This window comes from Pseudomonas sp. Arb-4-2C, assembly GCF_055755015.1.
The window spans coordinates 579,144-600,624 of record NZ_CM146899.1; the positions used below are offsets into that span (position 1 = coordinate 579,144).

A 21,481-nucleotide genomic window follows, 5' to 3' on the forward strand; every position below is an offset into this window, starting at 1 on the left:
CGTCATGCAGTTGATTGAACATTCCGACTCGCCGCGCTACATCCGCCTACACGAGCGGGACAACGTAGTGATTGTGGTCAATGACCAGGGCGTGCCGGCCGGCACCGAATTCCCGGACGGTCTGCTGACTGTGGACTTTGTGCCGCAGAGCCACAAGGTCACCCTCGAAGACATTCCCGAGGGCGGCCAGGTGATTCGCTACGGCCAGACCATCGGCTATGCGTTGCAGCCGATCCCGCGTGGCAGTTGGGTCAAGGAAGATCAACTGCGCATGCCGACCGCGCCGCCGCTGGACAGCCTGCCGCTGTCCACCGAAGTACCGGCCGCACAGGCGCCGCTGGAAGGCTTCACCTTCGAGGGTTATCGCAATGCCGACGGCACCGTCGGCACGCGTAACATTCTCGGGATTACCACCACCGTGCAGTGCGTCACCGGCGTGCTCGATCACGCGGTGAAACGCATCAAGGACGAGCTGCTGCCGAAATATCCGCACGTCGATGACGTGGTGGCACTGACCCACAGTTATGGCTGCGGCGTGGCGATCACCGCTACCGATGCGTACATCCCGATCCGCACCGTGCGCAACCTGGCGCGCAACCCGAACCTGGGCGGCGAAGCACTGGTGATCAGCCTCGGCTGCGAGAAGTTGCAGGCAGGGCAGGTGATGCACGAGGACGATGCGTCGGTCGATCTGAGCGAGCCGTGGCTGTATCGCCTGCAGGATTCCAGTCACGGTTTCACCGAGATGATCGAGCAGATCATGGCGCTGGCCGAAGTCCGTTTGAAGAAGCTCGACCAGCGCCGCCGCGAAACCGTGCCGGCTTCCGAGCTGATCCTCGGCATGCAGTGCGGTGGCAGTGACGCGTTTTCCGGAATCACCGCCAATCCGGCGCTGGGCTACGCCTCGGACTTGTTGTTGCGTGCGGGGGCGACGGTGATGTTTTCCGAAGTCACGGAAGTGCGCGATGCGATCTACCTGCTGACCTCCCGCGCCGAAACCAGGACCGTTGCCGAGGAACTGGTGCGCGAGATGGACTGGTACGACCGTTACCTGGCCAAGGGCGAAGCGGACCGCAGCGCCAACACCACGCCGGGCAACAAGAAGGGCGGGTTGTCGAACATCGTCGAGAAGTCGCTGGGCTCGATTGTCAAATCCGGCAGCAGCGCGATCAACGGCGTGCTCGGCCCGGGCGAACGTTTCAAGCGCAAGGGCCTGATCTTCTGCGCGACGCCGGCCAGTGATTTTGTCTGCGGCACGTTGCAACTGGCGGCGGGGATGAACCTGCATGTGTTCACCACCGGGCGCGGCACGCCGTATGGCTTGGCGATGGCGCCGGTGGTCAAGGTTTCGACCCGGACCGAGTTGGCGCAACGCTGGCCGGATCTGATCGACATCGACGCCGGGCGGATTGCGACCGGGCGTGCGTCCATCGAGGAGTTGGGGTGGGAGTTGTTTCACTACTACCTGGATGTGGCGAGCGGCAAGCAGCAGACCTGGACGGAGAAGCACAAGCTGCATAACGACATCACCCTGTTCAACCCGGCGCCGATTACCTGACATCGTGTCATGGTTCTTCGCGAGCAAGCCCGCTCCCACATTTGATCTGCGGTGTAAATGAGATCCCTGTGGGAGCGGGCTTGCTCGCGAAAGCGTTCTCACAGACGCCGAAGGATCGGCTGGCTTATCATTAGCCTCCTGACGAACGCTCACCCAAAGGCTCCCACGGCATGCTGGCAATCTTCCTCGAAACCCTGAACATCACCGCGCCGGTGTTCGCCATGCTGTTTCTCGGGGTGTTGCTCAAACGCATCGACTGGATCAACGACAACTTCATTCACACCGCCTCGTCGCTGGTGTTCAACGTCAGCATGCCGGCGCTGCTGTTTCTCGGGATCCTGCATGCGGATCTGCACGCTGCTTTGCAACCAGCACTGCTGATCTACTTCGCGCTCGCCACGCTGGCGAGTTTCGCCCTGGCGTGGGGCTGGGCGATTTTCCGTTGCCCGCGCGAGGATCGCGGCATCTACACCCAGGGCGCGTTTCGCGGCAACAACGGAGTGATCGGCCTGGCGCTGGCGGCGAGCATGTACGGCGACTACGGGATTTCCCTCGGGGCGATTCTCGCGGCGCTGGTGATCCTGTTCTACAACACCCTGTCGACCATCGTGCTGGCGGTGTACAGCCCGGTGATCAAGTCCGATCCGTGGAGCATCTGCAAAAGCGTGTTCAGCAACCCGCCGATCATCAGCGTGATTGCCGCGGCGCCGTTTGCCTGGTTCAAGATCAGCCTGCCGGGCTGGCTGGAAACCTCCGGCCAGTATCTGGCGCAGACCACCTTGCCGCTGGCGCTGATCTGCATCGGCGGCACGTTGTCGCTGGCGGCGCTGCGCCAGAGCGGCAGCATGGCGCTCAGCTCCAGCCTGCTGAAGATGATCGGCCTGCCGGTGCTGGCAACACTGGGGGCGTGGCTGTGGGGTTTTCGCGGGGCGGAGCTGGGGATTCTGTTTCTGTATTTCGGCAGCCCGACGGCGGCGGCCAGTTTTGTCATGGCCCGGGCGGCGCAGGGCAATCATGAGCTGGCGGCGGCGATCATTGTGCTGACCACGCTGATGGCGGCGGTGACCACCAATGTCGGGATCTTTGTGTTGCAGTGGGGTGGCTGGATCTGACTCTGGGGTTTGTAGGGAATGGACCGGCCCCATCGCGAGCAGGCTCACTCCTACATTTGGAATGCGTTTCCCTGTAGGAGTGAGCCTGCTCGCGATAGCTATTTCACAGACGCCAAATCACTCAGGCTTCTGATAGGTATCGATCACTTCCTGCGCCGCGCGAAACGCATCAATCGCCGCCGGCACCCCGGCATACACCGCGCAGTGCAGCAGCGCCTCGCGGATCTCTTCCACTGTGCAGCCATTGTTCAGCGCACCGCGCACGTGGCCTTTCAATTCCTGCGGGCACTTCAATGCCGTCAGTGCTGCCAGGGTGATCAGGCTGCGGGTTTTCAGCGGCAGGCCTTCGCGATTCCACACGCCGCCCCAGGCGTGTTCATTGACGAAATCCTGCAACGGCTGAGTGAACTCGGTGGCATTGCCCAGCGCGCGATCAACGAACGCATCGCCCATTACCTGACGGCGGATTTCAACCCCGGATTTCTTCGAATCGGTCATGGCACATCCCTCTTGTGGTGTTGGCGGCGCCAGGCGCGTATGGACGTGAACAACAGGAACGCCAGCAGCGTTGGCAGCACGTAAAACAGCATCAGTTTTTCAAGTTTGCCGGCCAGCGGCATACCGGTGGTGAACGACACCACATGCAACCCGTACGCCAGGTACAAACCCAGCAGCAGCAAACCTTCGGCGCGGGTCACGCGGTAGCCGGAATAGAACACGGGGAGGCACAGCGCCGCGACGCCGAGCATCACCGGCAAGTCGAAATCCAGCGCGTTGGGCGACACCGATAATGGCGTCGGCGCGATCAGCGCGGTGATGCCGAGCACCCCCAGCAGATTGAACAGGTTGGCACCGATCACGTTGCCCACCGCAATGTCACGCTGGCCGCGCAATGCGGCGATCAGCGAGGTGGCGAGTTCCGGCAGTGAGGTGCCGACCGCGACCACGGTCAGGCCGATCACTCGCTCGGAGAAGCCCAGGTCGGTCGCCACCGCCACCGCTGCGCCCAGCAGCAAATGCCCGGCGAACACCAGCAGCGCCAGGCCGGCGGCGATCATCAGCAAGCTGCCGAACCACGATGCGTGCGGCGTGTGCGGTAACTCGGAATGCGGCCGGGCCGAGTGCCGCGACTGGCGCAGCAGCAGGCCCAGATACAGCGCCAGCGCCGCGAGCAGCAGAATGCCGTCGAGGCGGCCGATCTGTTCATTCCACGCGAGGACGAACACCAGCAGGCTGGCGCCGATCATCAGCGGGATGTCCAAACGCACCAGTTGCCGCGAGACGCGCAGCGGAATGATCAGCGCCGACAGACCGAGGGTCACGAGGATGTTGAAGATGCTGCTGCCGATCACACTGCCGACGGCGATGTCGGGGTTGTGTGCCAGTGTCGCCTGCAGGCTGACGGCCATTTGCGGGGCGCTGCTGCCGAGAGCGACGATGGTCAGGCCGATGATCAGCGGGCGCACATGCAAGCGCGCAGCCAGACGCACGGCGGCGCGTACCATCAGTTCGGCGCCGATGATCAGCAGAAACAGGCCGCTGAGCAGTTCGATCACGTTGATCAGCGGTAAATCGGCCAGAGCAAAAATAGTCAGCGCTCCATCAGTCGTCGAGAGCCTGTATGCGAACCCGCGCCGTGCCGCTGCCGAGCATGCCGAGACGCTCGGCCGCCTCACGCGAGACATCGATCAGGCGGCCGCGGGTGTGCGGTCCGCGATCGTTGATGCGCACAATGCAGGATTTGTCGTTTTTCAGGTTGGTGACCTTCACCCGCGTGCCGAACGGCAGTTGGCGATGGGCGGCGGTCAGGGAATGCTGGTTGAACGCTTCGCCGCTGGCGGTGCGTTTACCGTGGTGTCTGGCGCCGTAATAGGAGGCGACGCCGGTCTGGTCGTAACCGTGCGGGTCGATGATGTCGTTGCTGGCGCAACCCGCCAGTAAAGAGAGTAGGGCGCAAAGGCTGAACAGACGCTTCATTCAAAGGATTTCCGAATCAAATGCAGGAGTGAGCCTGCTCGCGATAGCGCAATGTCAGACACCGGAAAAGTGACTGTCAAATCGCTATCGCGAGCAGGCTCACTCCTACAAGGGATGGCGCCAGGCTTTAAGGCTGGCTCCATTTACATCAGCCTTCGAGCTTGCTTTTCAGCAGTTCGTTCACTTGCTGCGGGTTGGCCTTGCCTTTGGAGGCTTTCATGGCCTGGCCGACGAAGAAGCCGAACATTTTGCCGCGCTTGGCTTCATCAGCCGCACGATATTGTTCAACTTGCTCGGCGTTGGCCGCGAGCATTTCGTCCAGCACCGCGGAGATCGCGCCGGTGTCGGTCACTTGCTTGAGGCCGCGCTTGGCGATGATTTCGTCTGCGTTGCCTTCGCCGTTGGCCATCGCCTCGAACACCACCTTGGCGATCTTGCCGGAGATGGTGTTGTCCTTGATGCGCTGCAGCATGCCGCCCAACAGTTCAGCCGAAACCGGCGACTCGTCGATGTCCAGGCCTTGCTTGTTGAGCAGGCTGCCCAACTCGACCATCACCCAGTTCGCCGCCAGTTTGGCGTCGCCGCCGATGGCTGCGACTTTCTCGAAGTAGTCCGCTTGCTCACGGCTGGTGGCCAGCACGTTGGCGTCGTAGGCCGACAGACCGAACTGGCTCTGGAAGCGCTCGCGTTTTTGCGGTGGCAGTTCCGGCAGGGTGGCGCGCACCTCACCCAGGAACGACTCTTCGATGACCACTGGCAGCAGGTCCGGATCGGGGAAGTAACGGTAGTCGTTGGCTTCCTCTTTCGAACGCATCGGACGGGTCTCGTCCTTGTTCGGATCGTACAGACGGGTTTGCTGGATCACTTTGCCGCCGTCTTCGATCAGCTCGATCTGACGCTGGATCTCGGAGTTGATCGCCTTCTCGATGAAACGGAACGAGTTGACGTTCTTGATCTCGCAGCGCGTGCCGAACTCGACCTGGCCCTTGGGACGGATCGACACGTTGCAGTCGCAACGCAGCGAGCCTTCGGCCATGTTGCCGTCGCAGATGCCCAGGTAGCGTACCAGCGCGTGGATCGCCTTGACGTAAGCCACGGCTTCCTTGGCGCTGCGCATGTCAGGCTCGGAAACGATTTCCAGCAGCGGCGTGCCGGCACGGTTCAGGTCGATGCCGGTGGCACCGTTGAATTCTTCGTGCAGGCTCTTGCCGGCGTCTTCTTCCAGGTGCGCGCGGGTGATGCCGACACGTTTGACGGTGCCGTCTTCCAGCGCGATGTCCAGGTGGCCCTTGCCGACGATCGGCAATTCCATCTGGCTGATCTGATAGCCCTTCGGCAGGTCCGGGTAGAAGTAGTTCTTGCGGGCGAACACGTTGTGCTGACCGATCTCGGCATCAATCGCCAGACCGAACATCACCGCCATACGCACGGCTTCCTGGTTCAGCACCGGCAGAACGCCAGGCATGCCCAGGTCGATCAGGCTGGCCTGAGTGTTCGGCTCGGAACCGAACGTGGTGGAACTACCGGAAAAGATTTTCGACCGGGTAGTGAGCTGAGTGTGAATCTCCAGCCCGATCACGACTTCCCATTGCATGTGTGTCTCCTCAGAAGCCGGTTGGGGTGCGGGTGTGCCAGTCAGTGTTCAACTGATACTGGTGCGCAACATTGAGCAAACGGCCTTCCTGGAAATATGGAGCGAGCAACTGCACGCCAACCGGCAGACCGTCGACAAAACCGGCCGGCATCGACAGGCCCGGCAGGCCCGCGAGGTTGGCGGTGATGGTGTAGACGTCTTCCAGATAGGCAGCGACCGGGTCGCTGTTCTTGGCGCCGAGCTTCCAGGCCGGGTTTGGCGTGGTCGGGCCGAGGATGATGTCGACTTCATTAAAGGCAGCCATGAAGTCGTTCTTCACCAGGCGACGGATCTTCTGCGCTTTCAGGTAGTAGGCGTCGTAGTAACCGGCGGACAGGGCGTAGGCACCGACCATGATCCGGCGCTGGACTTCCGGGCCGAAGCCTTCGCCACGAGAACGCTTGTACAGGTCAATCAGGTCTTTCGGCTGCTCGCAGCGATGGCCGAAACGCACGCCGTCGAAACGTGACAGGTTCGAGGAGGCCTCTGCCGGCGCGATCACGTAGTACGCAGGAATTGCGTGTTGCATGTTCGGCAGGCTGATTTCCTTGATCACGGCACCGAGCTTCTGCAGCTCTTTGATGCTGTTCTGGATCAGCTCGGCGATGCGCGGGTCGAGACCGGCGCTGAAGTATTCCTTCGGCACGCCGATGCGCAGGCCTTGCAGCGAATCGCCGAGGCTGGCGGAGTAATCCGGCACTGGCTCATCGATGCTGGTGGAGTCGTTCTGATCGAAGCCGGCCATACCTTGCAACAAAATTGCGCAGTCTTCGGCCGTGCGCGCCAACGGGCCGCCCTGATCGAGGCTGGAGGCGTAAGCGATCATGCCCCAGCGCGAAACGCGACCGTAGGTCGGTTTCAGGCCGGTGAGGTTGGTGAATGCCGCCGGCTGACGGATCGAACCACCCGTGTCGGTAGCCGTCGCCGCCGGCAACAGACGAGCGGCAACGGCCGCCGCCGAACCGCCGGACGAGCCGCCCGGTACGTGTTCCAGGTTCCACGGGTTTTTTACCGCGCCGTACCAGCTCGACTCGTTGGCCGAACCCATGGCGAACTCGTCCATGTTGGTCTTGCCCAGGGTCACAGCGCCGGCAGCGGCCAGTTTCGCAACCACGGTGGCGTCGTAGGGCGCCTTGAAGTTGTCGAGCATCTTCGAGCCGCAGCTAGTGCGAATGCCCTGGGTGCAGAACAGGTCTTTGTGGGCGATCGGCGCGCCGAGCAGGGCGCCGCTCTCACCGTTGGCCCGGCGTGCGTCGGCGGCTTTCGCCTGCTCGAGGGCCAGCTTTTCGGTGAGGCTGATGAAACTGTTGAGCTGCGGATCGAGCTGGGTAATACGCGCCAGCAGGACTTTGGTCAGCTCTTCGGAGGAAAACTTTTTATCGGCGAGACCGCGGGCGATCTCGGCCAGAGTCATTTGATGCATTGCAGGCTCTTTCCCTTTAGTCGATGACTTTCGGAACCAGATACAGGCCGTTTTCGACCGCTGGTGCGATGGACTGGTAAGCCTCGCGGTGATTGGTCTCGGTCACGACGTCGGCGCGCAGGCGCTGACTGGCTTCCAGCGGGTGGGCCAAAGGCTCGATACCGTCGGTATTGACGGCCTGCATTTCGTCGACCAGCCCGAGAATGCTGTTGAGGGCGGAAGTAATGTGTGGAAGATCGGCATCATTGAGGCCAAGGCAGGCCAAATGTGCGATTTTTTCCACGTCGGAGCGTTCTAGCGCCATCGGGATTCTCCTGTGGAAAACAGAACGGACGGCGTCCGTGTGTTAGATTGTCGGAACACTACCGCACTTCTACGGTCATAAGGCCGCGATTGTGGGGCTTGGTGCACAGAAAAGCGGCCAATTTAACATATTGGCGCCTTGCCCAAAATCCCTGTCGTTGTTAGAGTTTGCCGCACTTTTTTACCCACGCGTTGCCTAGGGTCCCTTTCCCATGTTCAAGAAACTGCGTGGCATGTTTTCCAGCGATCTTTCCATTGACCTGGGCACTGCCAACACCCTTATTTACGTGCGCGAGCGCGGTATCGTCCTGAATGAGCCATCGGTTGTGGCCATTCGGACACACGGTAACCAGAAAAGTGTCGTTGCTGTCGGCACCGAAGCCAAGCGCATGCTCGGCCGTACGCCGGGCAACATTGCTGCCATTCGTCCGATGAAGGACGGCGTCATTGCCGACTTCAGCGTCTGCGAAAAGATGCTGCAATACTTTATCAACAAGGTTCACGAAAACAGTTTTCTGCAGCCTAGCCCTCGTGTGCTGATCTGCGTTCCATGCAAATCCACTCAGGTTGAGCGTCGTGCCATCCGTGAATCGGCCCTTGGTGCCGGTGCTCGTGAAGTGTTCCTGATCGAAGAGCCAATGGCCGCTGCGATCGGTGCCGGCCTGCCGGTCGAAGAAGCTCGCGGCTCGATGGTCGTGGATATCGGTGGTGGTACCACTGAAATCGCGCTGATCTCCCTGAACGGCGTGGTGTATGCCGAATCCGTACGCGTTGGCGGCGACCGCTTCGACGAAGCGATCATCACCTACGTGCGCCGCAACTACGGCAGCCTGATCGGTGAATCGACTGCCGAGCGCATCAAGCAGGAAATCGGCACGGCCTACCCGGGCGGCGAAGTTCGCGAAGTCGACGTTCGCGGCCGCAACCTGGCCGAAGGCGTTCCACGCGCATTCACCCTGAACTCCAACGAAGTGCTGGAAGCTCTGCAAGAGTCCCTGGCAACCATCGTTCAGGCCGTGAAAAGTGCGCTGGAGCAGTCGCCGCCGGAACTGGCTTCCGACATCGCCGAGCGTGGCCTGGTGCTGACCGGTGGTGGCGCGCTGCTGCGTGACCTCGACAAGTTGCTGGCCCAGGAAACCGGTCTGCCGGTGATCGTTGCCGAAGACCCGCTGACCTGTGTTGCTCGCGGCGGTGGCCGTGCATTGGAAATGATGGACAAACACACCATGGACCTGCTCTCCAGCGAATAACTCGCCGGTTTGCAATACGTGGGTGAGCGCGCAGGCAGCACTTTGTAGTGCTGCCTGTTGGCGTTTATCTTCTGTCAGTCTTCATCCAGGCCGGTTTGATGCCGTATGAATAAACAGAACATTTGCCTGGGAGGAGCGGCTTATTAAACCGCTTTTCGCCAAGGGCCCTTCGTTGGGCGTCCGCCTGTTGGTGCTGGCCGTGTTATCGGTTGCACTGATGGTGGTCGATGCCCGTTTCAGTCTGCTCAAGCCAGCACGCAGCCAGATGTCGCTGGTGCTGATGGACGCCTACTGGATCACCGACCTGCCCGGACGTTTGTGGGAAGGCGTCGCCAGCCAGTTCGGCAGTCGTACCGAGCTTGTCGCCGAAAACGAAAAACTCAAGACCGAAAACCTGCTCCTGCAGGGCCGCATGCAGAAGCTTGCCGCCCTCACCGAGCAGAACGTTCGGCTGCGCGAGTTGCTCAACTCCTCCGCGCTGGTCAACGAAAAGGTTGAAGTGGCCGAGTTGATCGGCATGGACCCCAATCCCTTCACCCACCGCATCATCATCAATAAAGGTGAGCGTGATGGCGTGGTCCTCGGTCAGCCGGTGCTCGATGCGCGTGGTCTGATGGGGCAAGTAGTCGAGTTGATGCCGTACACCTCCCGCGTGCTGCTGCTCACTGACAGCACCCACAGCATTCCCGTGCAGGTCAATCGCAACGGTTTGCGGGCGATTGCCAGCGGCACCGGCAACCCTGAACGCCTGGAATTGCGCCATGTCGCCGACACGGCTGACATCAAGGAAGGCGATCTGCTGGTCAGCTCCGGCCTCGGACAACGCTTCCCGGCAGGCTACCCGGTCGCGACCGTGAAGGAAGTGATCCACGATTCCGGCCAGCCGTTTGCCATCGTTCGTGCCGTACCGACGGCTGCGCTGAACCGCAGCCGCTACATGCTGCTGGTGTTCAGCGACAACCGCACGGCCGAAGAGCGTGCCAACGATGCGGCGCAGGCCCAGGAAAACCTCGATGCGCAGGGCGGTGGCCCGGTGATTCCCGCAACAGTGCCTAAAACCGTGACCCCGCCGGCCGCCGCAATCACGCCTGCCACGGCGACGCCAGCGGCTGCCCCTGCTGCCAGTACTCCACCGGCCAAGCCCGCTGCAAGCAAACCGCCCGCTGCTGCAAAACCACCTGCAGCCAGTAAGCCACCGGCGAGTCAGCCTGCTGCCCGACCGGCGGCCAAACCGCCTGTCACCGCACCGGCAACTACCGGGAGACAAGAATAATGGTCGGGGCTACCGCATCGCGTAACGGCTGGATTGTCTGGCTGACGTTTCTGATTGGCATACTGCTCAGTGTGTCGCCATTACCGATTTTCATGGAAATCCTGCGTCCGCTGTGGCTGGCCTTGCTCCTGACATTCTGGGCCTTGTATATGCCGCATACGGTCGGCATGGTCACGGCGTTTTGCCTGGGGCTGGCCGAAGACGTGCTGCAGGGTGATCTGCTCGGTCAGAACGCCTTGATCCTGACCCTGATCACGTTCCTGGTGCTGTCATTGCAGCAACGCCTGCGGATGTTCCCGATATGGCAGCAATGCCTGGTCATCCTGGTCATCTTCGGTCTCGCGCAACTGGTTCAGCTGTGGCTCAGTGCCCTGACCGGCAACCGCCAACCGACCCTGGCACTGGTGTTGCCGGCATTGACCAGCGCGCTGCTCTGGCCTTGGGTCAGCTTCGCTTTGCGTGGATTGCGCCGGCGCTACAAAATCAATTGATCCGGTGAGGCTGGGCACTGAACAGGGAGATGTTTTGATGAAGCCGCTGTACCTCGCCTCAGGATCGCCGCGCCGGCGTGAATTGCTCACGCAGATCGGCGTGCCGTTCTCCGCCATCAGTGCGGACATCGATGAAACCCCGCTAGCCGAAGAATCGCCTTCGGCCTATGTCGAGCGCCTGGCGCGCGGCAAGGCCGAGGCCGGTCGGCGCACGCTCGCATCTGCCGCGGCGTTTTGCGTGCTGGGGGCGGACACCGCCGTGGTGCTCGACGGCAAAATTCTTGGCAAACCGGTGGACGAAGCCGAGGCATGCGCCATGCTGATGATGTTGTCCGGCAAGGAGCATGAAGTGCTGACGGCCATTGCCGTGCTCGAAGGCGAGCGTTGTGAGTCGCGAGTGGTGCGCAGCCTGGTGCGCTTTCGCCCGATCAGCCGCGACGAAGCCGCCGCCTATTGGGCCAGCGGCGAGCCTCGGGACAAGGCCGGCGGTTATGGCATTCAGGGCCTGGGCGCGGTGTTTGTCGCGGGCCTCAATGGCAGCTATTCGGCCGTGGTCGGGCTACCGGTTTGCGAAACCGCAGAACTGTTGGGCCATTTCGGCATACCCTGTTGGCAAAACCTGCACGCGCAATGAGCGTCGTACGAATCAAGATGCGGCCATTATCGTGAACATGCCTGAACGAGACCCTGCCATGAGTGAAGAGATTCTGATCAACATCACGCCGATGGAATCGCGTGTGGCGGTGGTCGAAAACGGTGTGCTGCAAGAAGTCCACGTCGAGCGCACGCAAAAACGCGGGATCGTCGGCAACATCTATAAAGGCAAGATCGTGCGTGTGCTGCCGGGCATGCAGGCGGCTTTCGTCGACATCGGTCTGGATCGCGCGGCGTTCATTCATGCTTCGGAAATTTCCCTGCGCGAAGGGCCGGCGGTCGAGAGCATCAGCTCGCTGGTGCACGAAGGACAGAGCCTGGTGGTGCAAGTCACCAAGGACCCGATCGGTTCCAAAGGCGCGCGGTTGACTACACAGCTGTCGATTCCTTCGCGCTATCTGGTGTACATGCCGCGCACCGCTCACGTCGGCATTTCCCTGAAGATCGAGGACGAAGCCGAGCGCGAGCGCCTCAAGCAGGTGGTCAGCGATTGCGTGGCCAAGGAAGGGATCAAAGAGGCCGGTGGCTTCATCCTGCGTACTGCCGCCGAAGGCGCCGGGGCCGATGAAATCCTCATGGACATTCGCTACCTGCGGCGCCTGTGGGATCAGATCAACGCGCAGATCCAGACCATCGGCGCGCCGAGCGTGATTTATGAAGACCTCGGCCTGGCCCTGCGCACGCTGCGCGATCTGGTCAGCCCGAAGATCGAGAAAATCCGCATCGACTCCCGGGAAACCTTCCAGAAAACCACGCAGTTCGTCGCAGAGCTGATGCCGGAGATCGCCGACCGTCTGGAACATTATCCGGGCGAACGGCCGATTTTCGACCTGTACGGCGTCGAAGATGAAATCCAGAAAGCCCTTGAGCGCAAAGTACCGCTCAAGTCCGGCGGTTATCTGGTGGTCGATCCGGCAGAAGCCATGACCACCATCGACGTCAACACCGGGGCGTTCGTCGGTCATCGCAACCTCGAAGAAACCATTTTCAAGACCAACCTCGAAGCCGCCACCGCGATTGCCCGGCAGATGCGGCTGCGCAATCTGGGCGGGATCATCATCATCGACTTCATCGACATGGAAGATGAAGAGCACCAGCGCCAGGTGCTGCGTACCCTGGAAAAACAGCTGGAGCGCGACCACGCCAAGACCAACATCATCGGCATCACCGAGTTGGGCCTGGTGCAGATGACCCGCAAGCGCACCCGCGAAAGTCTGGAGCAAGTGTTGTGCGAGCCATGCAGCAGTTGCCAGGGGCGCGGCAAGCTGAAGACCCCGGAAACCATCTGTTACGAGATCTTCCGCGAGATTCTGCGTGAAGCCCGCGCCTATCAGGCCGAGGGCTATCGCGTCCTGGCGAACCAGAAAGTTGTGGATCGACTGCTCGATGAAGAATCCGGTAACGTCGCCGAGCTTGAAGGATTCATCGGGCGCACCATACGCTTTCAGGTCGAAACCATGTATTCCCAGGAACAATATGATGTGGTGCTGCTCTGATCCCCTGCGGCACATTTAATCCACAACGGCTGGCCTCAGCTTTTCGCAGTTTTTTCGCCATGGGAGCCAACTGACATGGAGCGTCTGACACGCATTTTGGCCGCACTCACCCGCTGGGGGCTGGGCCTGTGCGCGTTGGTTCTGGTGTTGATGGCGTTGTACGTCAGCCTCGGTCGGGAACTGACGCCGCTGGTGGCGGAGTACCGCACCGACATCGAAGACAAGGCCAGTGCGGCCCTCGGCATGCCGCTGCGCATCGGCGAGCTGGAAGGTAACTGGAGCGGATTTGCGCCGATCCTTCTGGCCCATGACGTGATGGTCGGCGATGGCGCGAATGCCTTGCGTCTGGACCGGGTACGCGCGGTGCCGGACCTCTGGGGCAGCCTGCTGGCGCGCGAAGTGCGTATCGCCCATCTGGAATTGAACGGCCTGAAAATCAGCCTCAAGGAAGCGCAGGATGGCAGCTGGGCGCTGGAAGGTTTGCCGGTGCAGAACGATCAGCCGCTGGATCCCGAGCAACTGTTCGATCGCTCGCAGATGATTCAGCAGCTGTCGGTGCTCGACAGTCAGGTGACCTTGCAGCCGCTGGATCAGGCCCCGATGACCTTCACCTACGTCGGCCTCAATCTGAAAACCGGGGCCAGTCGTCAGCGTCTCGATGCGCGTTTGACCTTGCCCGATGGGCAGCCTGTGGCCATGAGCCTGCGCACCCGGATTCGCCCCAAGCAGTTGCCGGACAGCTCGGTGGAAGGTTATGTCAGCCTGCCGCAAAGCGACTGGTCCAAGTGGTTGCCCGAGCGTTTGACCCAGCAGTGGAATTTTTCCGAGATCAAGGCCGGCGGCGAGCTCTGGGTGAACTGGAATGACGGCGCCCTGCAGAGCGCCGCCATTCGTTTGAACGCGCCACAACTGACCGGCGCCTACGCCGAACGCAAGCCGATCCGGATCAACAATCTGGCGCTCAACGGTTATTACCAGCGCGACGATGACGGCGCGACGGTGACCCTCGACTCACTGGCAATGAACCTCGGAGAGACCCGTTGGGAATCCCATGTGCAGCTCAAGCAGACGGCGGTCACCGATAAAGTTGACGAACTCTGGCATCTGCAGGCGGACCGCCTCGATCTGACGCCGATCACCCCGCTGCTCAATGCGCTGGGGCCACTGCCGGAAGGCTTCGCCACTGTCGTCGAGCACTTGCAGGTGACGGGTGGGCTGCGCAACGTGCTGCTGGATTTTCGTCCCAATGCCACCGACGGCTCGAAATTCAGCTTCGCTGCCAATCTGGATCAGGTCGGGTTCGATGCCTATCACGGTGCCCCGGCGGCGCGAAACGTCAGTGGCAGTCTCAGCGGCAACCTCGACGGTGGCGAGTTGCGCATGGACAGCAAGGATTTCGTCCTGCACCTGGACCCGATCTTCGCCAAGCCATGGCAATACATTCAGGCCAACGCCCGGTTGACCTGGAAACTCGACAAAGACGGTTTCACCCTGATCGCGCCGTACCTGAAAGTGCTGGGCGAAGAAGGCAAGATTGCCGGCGACTTCCTGATCCGCCTGCACTTTGATCATACCCAGGAAGACTACATGGATCTGCGCGTCGGCCTGGTCGATGGCGACGGACGCTACACCGCCAAGTATCTGCCAGAAGTCCTCAGCCCGGCGCTCGACGAGTGGCTGCGCACGGCAATCCTCAAGGGCGCGGTGGATCAGGGCTTTTTCCAGTACCAGGGCTCGCTGAACAAGAACGCCAAAGACGTCGATCGCAGCATCAGTCTGTTCTTCAAGGTGCATGACGCCGAGCTGGCATTCCAGCCGGGCTGGCCGCACGTGAGCAAGGTCAGCGGCGACGTGTTCATCGAGGACAACGGTGTTCGCATTGTCGCTGACAAGGGCCAGTTGCTCGACACCCGGGTCAGCGATGTTTTCGTCAACATTCCCCATGTGCCGGCCGGGCAACATACGCATCTGTTCCTCGATGGCGGGTTTGCCGGCGGGCTGGGCGATGGCTTGAAAATTTTGCAGACCGCGCCGATCGGTACTGGCGAAACCTTTGCCGGATGGGAAGGCGAGGGCGATCTGCAGGGCAAGGTCAAACTCGACATTCCGCTGGAAAAGGGCGATCTGCCGAAGATTCTCGTCGACTTCAAAACTGCCAATGCGCGCCTGAAACTGGCCGAGCCGAAGCTTGAACTGAGCCAGCTCAAGGGCGATTTCCGCTTCGACAGTGCCAAGGGTTTGAGCGGGCAGAATATCGCCGCCAGGGCTTTCGACAAGCCAGTGACGGCGCAGATTTTCGCTGATGGCAGCCCGAACAGGCTCAAGACTCGGGTCGCGGCTTCCGGGCAGGTCGAGGTCAAGAAGCTCACTGACTGGCTGGGTGTGACCCAGCCGTTGCCGGTGTCAGGGACTATTCCCTATCAGTTGCAGGTCAACCTGGACGGCACTGACAGTCAACTGACGGTCAGTTCCAGCATGAAAGGTGTTGCGGTGGATCTGCCGGCACCGTTCGGCATGTCGGCCCAGCAGGGGCGTGACACGGTGTTCCGCATGACCTTGCAAGGCCCGGAGCGGCGCTACTGGGTCAGTTACGATCAGTTGGCCAGCTTCACCTTCGCCGCGCCGCCGAGCAATATCGCCGATGGTCGGGGCGAGCTGTTCCTCGGCACCGGCGACGCGGTCCTGCCGGACGCCAAAGGCCTGCGCATACGCGGTGTGTTGTCGGAGCTGGACGTCGCGCCGTGGCAGGATCTGGTCAATAAATACGCCGGTAACGATCCGGGGGGCAGCGCCAAGCAACTGCTTAACAGCGCCGACTTCAAAGTGGGCAAGCTCACCGCATTTGGCACCACGCTTGATCAGGCCGCAGTGCAGGTCAATCGCAAGCCATGGGCATGGAATCTGTCGCTCGACAGTCAGCAGGCCAAGGGCTCGGCCAGCCTTCCCGATGCCAAAGGCGCACCGATTGCGGTCAATCTGCAATACGTGCGGCTTCCGGCGCCGGATCCGACGGTGCAGGCCGACGAGAATTCGCCCGACCCGCTGGTTTCCGTCGACCCGACGAAGATTCCCGCGCTGGATATCACCATCAATCAGTTGTACCAGGGCCAGGATCTGGTCGGTGGCTGGTCGCTGAAGGTCCGCCCGACCGCCAAAGGCATCGCCTTGAACAACCTCGACATGGGCCTCAAGGGCATCCTGTTGCAGGGCAATGGCGGCTGGGAAGGTGCGCCGGGCTCGACCAACAGCTGGTTCAAGGGGCGGATCAGTGGCAAGAACCTCGCCGATGTACTCAAGGGCTGGGGGTTCGCACCGAGCGTGACCAGCGAAGAATTCCATATGGACGTCGATGGCCGCTGGCCAGGCTCGCCGGCATGGCTGGCGACCAAGCGCTTCTCCGGCACGCTGGATGCCTCGCTCAATAAAGGTCAGTTCGTCGAAGTTGAGGGCGGCGCGCAGGCACTGCGGGTGTTCGGTCTGCTCAACTTCAACTCCATCGGCCGCCGTCTGCGTCTGGACTTCTCCGACCTGTTTGGCAAGGGCTTGAGCTATGACCGGGTCAAGGGCCTGCTGGTGGCCAACGCCGGTGTCTATGACACCCGCGAGCCGATCCGCCTGACCGGGCCGTCGAGCAACATTGAGCTCAACGGCACGCTGGATCTGGTCCGTGAACAGGTCGATGCCAAGTTGCTGGTGACGTTGCCGGTGACCAACAACCTGCCGATTGCCGCGTTGATCGTCGGCGCACCGGCGGTCGGCGGGGCGTTGTTCCTGATCGACAAGCTGATCGGCGACCGCGTGGCGCGCTTCGCCAGCGTCAAATACACCGTCAAAGGCCCGTGGAAAGAGCCGAAAATCACCTTCGACAAGCCTTTTTGAACAGCCACATCCCGAGCCTATGGAGTAGCATGGCCGCATACCTGTTGCGGAGTGCGCCATGTCTTTAGCGGTGATTCAAATGGTCAGCCAGAGCGATGTGCTGGCCAATCTGGCCCAGGCCCGACGCCTGCTCGAGCAGGCTGCGGCCGGCGGGGCGAAGCTCGCAGTGCTGCCGGAAAACTTCGCCGCCATGGGCCGTCGCGACATCGCCGACATCGGCCGCGCCGAAGCGCTCGGCGATGGGCCGATCCTGCCATGGTTGAAACAGGCCGCCCGCGACCTCAAGTTATGGATAGTGGCCGGCACGTTGCCGTTGCCGCCGCTCGGGCAGCCGGATGCCAAGTCCCACGCCTGCTCGCTGCTGGTCAACGATCAGGGTGAAATCGTTGCGCGGTATGACAAGTTGCACCTGTTCGATGTCGATGTGGCGGACAATCGCGGGCGGTATCGTGAATCCGATGACTATGCTTATGGCAGCGGCGTCGTGGTGGCGGACACGCCGGTCGGCCGAGTCGGTCTGACGGTGTGTTACGACTTGCGTTTCCCGGAGCTGTACAGCGAGTTGCGCGCTGCCGGTGCCGAGTTGATCACCGCCCCGTCGGCCTTCACCGCGGTGACCGGTGCGGCGCACTGGGACGTGCTGATTCGCGCCCGCGCCATCGAGACTCAATGTTATGTGTTGGCGGCAGCGCAGGGCGGAACCCATCCGGGGCCACGGGAAACCTTCGGTCACGCGGCGATCATCGACCCGTGGGGCCGTGTGCTGGCGCATCAGGATCAAGGCGAAGCGGTGTTGTTGGCCGAACGCGACAGTGATGAACAAGCGTCTATCAGGGCGCGAATGCCGGTGACGAGTCATCGGCGGTTTTTCTCGCAGGGCGCACAGCGGCCTGCTTCAGAACATGAATTTAAGGCGTAAACCTATGAGCGAGTTGTTGTCCTCAGTCAGTGATCACCTGTTGGCGCCCGGCGGCGTGACGATCGAGAGCCTGCAAGGCGTGCTCGGCGATCTGGCAGGCCCGGGCATCGATGCTGCCGATCTGTATTTCCAGGGCCAGATCTCCGAGTCGTGGTCGCTGGAAGACGGAATCGTCAAGGAAGGCAGTTTCAACCTCGACCAAGGCGTCGGCGTGCGTGCGCAGTCTGGTGAAAAAACCGGTTTCGCCTACAGTAACGCGATCACCCTCGAAGCCCTCGGCGCTGCGGCCCGTGCCGCGCGCTCGATCTCCCGTGCCGGGCAGAACGGCACGGTGCAGGCGTTCAGCACCCAGGATGTCGCGCAGTTATATGCGCCGGACAACCCGTTGGAAGTGCTGAGCCGCGCCGAAAAAGTCGAGCTGCTCAAGCGCATCGACGTTGCCACCCGCGCCCTTGATCCACGTATTCAGCAGGTCAGCGTGAGCATGGCCGGGGTCTGGGAGCGGATTCTGGTGGCGTCCACCGACGGTGGCCTGGCCGCCGATGTGCGCCCGCTGGTGCGCTTCAACGTCAGCGTGATCGTCGAGCAGAATGGCCGTCGCGAGCGCGGCGGACATGGCGGTGGCGGGCGGACCGACTATCGTTATTTCCTCGCCGAAGACCGCGCCATGGGCTATGCCCGGGAAGCGTTGCGTCAGGCGCTGGTGAACCTGGAAGCAATTCCTGCACCGGCCGGTACCTTGCCGGTGGTGTTGGGTTCTGGCTGGTCTGGCGTGTTGCTGCACGAAGCGGTCGGCCACGGTCTGGAAGGTGACTTCAACCGCAAGGGCAGCTCCGCCTACAGCGGGCGCATGGGCGAAATGGTTGCCTCCAAGCTGTGCACCATCGTCGATGACGGCACCCTGAGTGGTCGTCGCGGTTCGCTGAGCGTCGACGACGAAGGCACCCCGACCGAGTGCACCACGCTGATCGAAAACGGCGTGCTCAAGGGCTACATGCAGGACAAGCTCAACGCGCGTCTGATGGGCGTGGCCCGTACCGGCAATGGTCGCCGCGAGTCTTACGCGCATCTGCCGATGCCGCGCATGACCAACACCTACATGCTCGGTGGCGAAAGCGATCCGGCGGAAATCATTGCTTCGGTGAAGAAAGGCATCTACTGCGCCAACCTCGGCGGCGGTCAGGTCAACATCACCAGCGGCAAGTTCGTCTTCTCCACCAGCGAGGCGTACCTGATCGAGGATGGCAAGATTACCGCTCCGGTGAAGGGCGCGACGTTGATCGGCAATGGCCCCGAGGCGATGAGCCGGGTGTCGATGGTCGGTAACGATCTGGCGCTGGACAGCGGTGTGGGCACGTGCGGCAAGGACGGACAGTCGGTGCCGGTGGGTGTTGGTCAGCCAACACTGAAGATTGATGCGATCACCGTGGGCGGCACGGGCGCATAAACGGGGATGGAGCTGCGGGTGGCGCACAGTGCGGCCACCCGATGGCGAATATCAACGCAGGCCGCGTTGGGTATCGTCCAGCTCACGGATGTACTTGAAGATCTTGCGGCTGGAAGCAGGAGGTTTGTTTTGCGCAACCTCGTGCTGAGCCTGACGGATCAGGGAACGCAATTGCTGGCGATCGGCGTCCGGGTACTCGACGACGAATTTCTCCAGCACGGCATCGTCACCGGCGATCAGGCGGTCACGCCAGCGTTCGAGGTTGTGGAAACGCTCGTTGTACTGACGGGTGGAGGCATCGAGTTGATCGAGCAACGTCAGAATCGCGTCAGTGTCCTGATCGCGCATCAGTTTGCCGATGAACTGCAAGTGCCGTTTACGCGCGATGTTCGCGGTGTGCTTGGGCGCATCGGCCAAGGCTCGGCGCAAAGCGTCGGTCAATGGCAGTTTTGCCTGCAAGTCGGGCTTGAGTGTTGTAAGGCGCTCGCCAAGGTCAACCAGAGCATGCAGCTCGCGTTTGACCTGAGATTTGCTTTTTTCTCCCGTATCGAGGGAGTCGTCGTAAGAATCAACCATGGTGGCAGTCCGCAAAGAAACGCCGCCATGATAACCAGTCGGGGGCCGCTTGTCCGGCCCGGTCGCTCGATGACCCCAGCCGAAAGCAGAATTTGAGTGGAGATGAGCATGAGTGCAGTTCAAAGCGTCGGCCCGCAGGCATTGCCGGCACTGCAGGAACAGGTCGAGCAGATCATCGCCGAAGCCAAGCGCCAGGGCGCCAGTGCCTGCGAAGTAGCGGTGTCGCTGGAGCAGGGGCTGTCGACGTCAGTACGCCAGCGTGAGGTCGAGACGGTCGAGTTCAACCGTGACCAGGGCTTTGGCATCACCCTGTACGTGGGTCAGCGCAAAGGCTCGGCCAGCACGTCTGCCACCGGGCCTGATGCGATTCGCGAAACGGTCGCGGCGGCGCTGGCCATCGCCAAGCATACCTCTGAAGATGAAGCCTCGGGCCTGGCCGATGCGGCACTGATGGCCAGGGATCAGCAGGATTTCGACCTGTTCCACGAATGGGACATCACTCCGGAGCAGGCGATCGAGAAGGCATTGCTGTGTGAAGCCGCCGCGTTTGATGCCGATGCGCGGATCAAGAACGCCGACGGCACCACCCTCAGCACCCATCAGGGCTGCCGTGTGTATGGCAACAGTCACGGTTTCATCGGTGGCTATGCGTCGACCCGGCACAGCCTCAGCTGCGTAATGATCGCCGAGGCCGACGGCCAGATGCAGCGCGATTACTGGTACGACGTCAGCCGTCAGGGCAATTTGCTGGCCGATCCGGTGAGCATCGGCCAACGTGCCGCGCAACGGGCGGCGAGCCGTCTGGGCGCGCGTCCTGTGCCGACCTGCGAAGTGCCGGTGCTGTTTTCCGCAGAGCTGGCGGGCGGGTTGTTTGGCAGCTTCCTGTCGGCGGTGTCTGGCGGCAGTCTGTACCGCAAATCGTCGTTCCTGGAAGGCACGCTGGGGCAGAAGCTGTTTCCGGAGTGGCTGACCATCGACGAACGTCCACACCTGATGCGCGCCATGGGCAGTGCGTCTTACGACGGTGATGGCCTGGCGACCTACGCCAAACCGTTCGTCGAGAAGGGCGAATTGGTGTCGTACATTCTTGGCACCTACTCCGGACGCAAACTCGGCATGCCGAGTACCGCCAACGCTGGCGGCGTGCACAACCTGTTCGTGACGCACGGCGATGAGGATCAGGCGGCGCTGCTGCGCCGTATGGGCCGTGGGCTGCTGGTCACCGAATTGATGGGCCATGGCTTGAACATGGTCACCGGCGACTATTCGCGCGGAGCGGCGGGTTTCTGGGTCGAGAACGGCGAAATCCAGTTCGCGGTGCAGGAAGTGACCATCGCCGGCAACATGCGCGACATGTTCAAGCAGATTGTTGCGGTCGGAAATGATCTGGAGCTGCGCAGCAACATTCGTACGGGCTCGGTGTTGATCGAGCGGATGACGGTCGCGGGCAGCTAAGCCCCGATTCCGTTACGCAAAAAGGCGCACCATCC

18 protein-coding genes are annotated in these 21,481 nt (G+C 61.7%); 11 read left to right on the top strand and 7 right to left on the bottom strand.

The annotated features are described in order from the left end of the window. Positions 1-4: 4 nt before the first annotated feature. Together garD and AC0J41_RS02470 are read left to right on the top strand one after the other, a co-directional pair. Positions 5-1,558, top strand: a complete 1,554-nt coding sequence (gene garD, locus AC0J41_RS02465) for a galactarate dehydratase (RefSeq protein ID WP_473014475.1) — start codon at positions 5-7, stop codon at positions 1,556-1,558. Positions 1,559-1,728: 170 nt separating this feature from the next. Then, entirely contained in the window at positions 1,729-2,670 is a 942-nt protein-coding gene (locus AC0J41_RS02470) for an AEC family transporter (protein ID WP_473014476.1), read from the top strand. A gap of 117 nt (positions 2,671-2,787) precedes the next feature. Here AC0J41_RS02470 and AC0J41_RS02475 read toward each other — a convergent pair whose 3' ends face one another. From AC0J41_RS02475 to gatC, 6 genes are all read right to left on the bottom strand, one after another. After that, positions 2,788-3,168: a carboxymuconolactone decarboxylase family protein gene (locus AC0J41_RS02475; RefSeq protein WP_473014477.1), complete on the bottom strand. Its 381-nt coding sequence runs from the start codon at positions 3,166-3,168 to the stop codon at positions 2,788-2,790. Then, on the bottom strand, positions 3,165-4,226 hold the full coding sequence (locus tag AC0J41_RS02480; RefSeq protein WP_473014478.1) for a calcium/sodium antiporter: 1,062 nt from the start codon (positions 4,224-4,226) through the stop codon (positions 3,165-3,167). The genes AC0J41_RS02475 and AC0J41_RS02480 overlap by 4 nt, the downstream gene beginning before the upstream one ends. Before the next feature lie 46 nt (positions 4,227-4,272). Continuing rightward, positions 4,273-4,647 (bottom strand): septal ring lytic transglycosylase RlpA family protein, encoded by a 375-nt coding sequence (locus tag AC0J41_RS02485; protein ID WP_025109477.1) that lies wholly within the window; start codon positions 4,645-4,647, stop codon positions 4,273-4,275. 148 nt (positions 4,648-4,795) lie between these two features. Next, complete coding sequence (gene gatB / locus AC0J41_RS02490; RefSeq protein ID WP_473014479.1) at positions 4,796-6,241, bottom strand: Asp-tRNA(Asn)/Glu-tRNA(Gln) amidotransferase subunit GatB; 1,446 nt, start codon at positions 6,239-6,241, stop codon at positions 4,796-4,798. A 10-nt stretch (positions 6,242-6,251) separates the two neighbouring features. Then, positions 6,252-7,703 (bottom strand): Asp-tRNA(Asn)/Glu-tRNA(Gln) amidotransferase subunit GatA, encoded by a 1,452-nt coding sequence (gatA, locus tag AC0J41_RS02495; protein ID WP_473014480.1) that lies wholly within the window; start codon positions 7,701-7,703, stop codon positions 6,252-6,254. Positions 7,704-7,719: 16 nt separating this feature from the next. Beyond that, positions 7,720-8,007, bottom strand: a complete 288-nt coding sequence (gatC, locus tag AC0J41_RS02500; RefSeq protein ID WP_007901429.1) for an Asp-tRNA(Asn)/Glu-tRNA(Gln) amidotransferase subunit GatC — start codon at positions 8,005-8,007, stop codon at positions 7,720-7,722. 211 nt (positions 8,008-8,218) lie between these two features. Here gatC and mreB point away from each other — a divergent pair, with 211 nt between their 5' ends. The 8 genes from mreB (at position 8,219) to tldD (ending at position 19,415) form a co-directional block, all read left to right on the top strand. Then, entirely contained in the window at positions 8,219-9,256 is a 1,038-nt protein-coding gene (gene mreB, locus AC0J41_RS02505; protein ID WP_002555108.1) for a rod shape-determining protein MreB, read from the top strand. A 142-nt stretch (positions 9,257-9,398) separates the two neighbouring features. Beyond that, the gene (gene mreC / locus AC0J41_RS02510; protein WP_473015966.1) at positions 9,399-10,529 is read left to right on the top strand and encodes a rod shape-determining protein MreC; all 1,131 of its coding nucleotides are present in this window, start codon (positions 9,399-9,401) and stop codon (positions 10,527-10,529) included. After that, the gene (gene mreD, locus AC0J41_RS02515; RefSeq protein WP_102356064.1) at positions 10,529-11,020 is read left to right on the top strand and encodes a rod shape-determining protein MreD; all 492 of its coding nucleotides are present in this window, start codon (positions 10,529-10,531) and stop codon (positions 11,018-11,020) included. Before mreC ends, mreD begins: the two co-directional genes overlap by 1 nt. Positions 11,021-11,057: 37 nt before the next feature. Next, positions 11,058-11,654: a Maf family protein gene (locus AC0J41_RS02520; RefSeq protein WP_025109472.1), complete on the top strand. Its 597-nt coding sequence runs from the start codon at positions 11,058-11,060 to the stop codon at positions 11,652-11,654. A 58-nt stretch (positions 11,655-11,712) separates the two neighbouring features. Then, positions 11,713-13,170 carry a ribonuclease G gene (gene rng, locus AC0J41_RS02525; protein WP_025109471.1) on the top strand — a complete coding sequence of 486 codons (1,458 nt, stop codon included), beginning with the start codon at positions 11,713-11,715 and terminating at the stop codon, positions 13,168-13,170. 75 nt (positions 13,171-13,245) lie between these two features. After that, positions 13,246-17,049, top strand: coding sequence for a YhdP family protein (locus AC0J41_RS02530; protein WP_473014481.1), 3,804 nt, complete (start codon positions 13,246-13,248; stop codon positions 17,047-17,049). A gap of 58 nt (positions 17,050-17,107) precedes the next feature. Then, complete coding sequence (locus tag AC0J41_RS02535) at positions 17,108-17,968, top strand: carbon-nitrogen hydrolase family protein (RefSeq protein WP_473014482.1); 861 nt, start codon at positions 17,108-17,110, stop codon at positions 17,966-17,968. Positions 17,969-17,972: 4 nt separating this feature from the next. Further along, positions 17,973-19,415, top strand: coding sequence for a metalloprotease TldD (gene tldD, locus AC0J41_RS02540; RefSeq protein WP_473014483.1), 1,443 nt, complete (start codon positions 17,973-17,975; stop codon positions 19,413-19,415). Positions 19,416-19,466: 51 nt separating this feature from the next. On the opposite strand, the gene yjgA is transcribed toward tldD, so the two are convergent. Then, positions 19,467-19,991, bottom strand: a complete 525-nt coding sequence (yjgA, locus tag AC0J41_RS02545; RefSeq protein ID WP_025109468.1) for a ribosome biogenesis factor YjgA — start codon at positions 19,989-19,991, stop codon at positions 19,467-19,469. Between the two features lie 108 nt (positions 19,992-20,099). Here yjgA and pmbA point away from each other — a divergent pair, with 108 nt between their 5' ends. Further along, entirely contained in the window at positions 20,100-21,446 is a 1,347-nt protein-coding gene (gene pmbA, locus AC0J41_RS02550) for a metalloprotease PmbA (protein ID WP_025109467.1), read from the top strand. The last annotated feature ends 35 nt before the right edge of the window (positions 21,447-21,481 follow it).

Bases quoted from the DNA above. Each gene is read 5' to 3' on its own strand.
- garD (WP_473014475.1), top strand. From the start codon at position 5: ATGCAGTTGATTGAACATTCCGACTCGCCGCGCTACATCCGCCTACAC.
- AC0J41_RS02470 (WP_473014476.1), top strand. From the start codon at position 1,729: ATGCTGGCAATCTTCCTCGAAACCCTGAACATCACCGCGCCGGTGTTC.
- AC0J41_RS02475 (WP_473014477.1), bottom strand. From the start codon at position 3,168: ATGACCGATTCGAAGAAATCCGGGGTTGAAATCCGCCGTCAGGTAATG.
- AC0J41_RS02485 (WP_025109477.1), bottom strand. From the start codon at position 4,647: ATGAAGCGTCTGTTCAGCCTTTGCGCCCTACTCTCTTTACTGGCGGGT.
- gatB (WP_473014479.1), bottom strand. From the start codon at position 6,241: ATGCAATGGGAAGTCGTGATCGGGCTGGAGATTCACACTCAGCTCACT.
- gatA (WP_473014480.1), bottom strand. From the start codon at position 7,703: ATGCATCAAATGACTCTGGCCGAGATCGCCCGCGGTCTCGCCGATAAA.
- gatC (WP_007901429.1), bottom strand. From the start codon at position 8,007: ATGGCGCTAGAACGCTCCGACGTGGAAAAAATCGCACATTTGGCCTGC.
- mreB (WP_002555108.1), top strand. From the start codon at position 8,219: ATGTTCAAGAAACTGCGTGGCATGTTTTCCAGCGATCTTTCCATTGAC.
- mreD (WP_102356064.1), top strand. From the start codon at position 10,529: ATGGTCGGGGCTACCGCATCGCGTAACGGCTGGATTGTCTGGCTGACG.
- AC0J41_RS02520 (WP_025109472.1), top strand. From the start codon at position 11,058: ATGAAGCCGCTGTACCTCGCCTCAGGATCGCCGCGCCGGCGTGAATTG.
- rng (WP_025109471.1), top strand. From the start codon at position 11,713: ATGAGTGAAGAGATTCTGATCAACATCACGCCGATGGAATCGCGTGTG.
- AC0J41_RS02530 (WP_473014481.1), top strand. From the start codon at position 13,246: ATGGAGCGTCTGACACGCATTTTGGCCGCACTCACCCGCTGGGGGCTG.
- AC0J41_RS02535 (WP_473014482.1), top strand. From the start codon at position 17,108: ATGTCTTTAGCGGTGATTCAAATGGTCAGCCAGAGCGATGTGCTGGCC.
- tldD (WP_473014483.1), top strand. From the start codon at position 17,973: ATGAGCGAGTTGTTGTCCTCAGTCAGTGATCACCTGTTGGCGCCCGGC.
- yjgA (WP_025109468.1), bottom strand. From the start codon at position 19,991: ATGGTTGATTCTTACGACGACTCCCTCGATACGGGAGAAAAAAGCAAA.
- pmbA (WP_025109467.1), top strand. From the start codon at position 20,100: ATGAGTGCAGTTCAAAGCGTCGGCCCGCAGGCATTGCCGGCACTGCAG.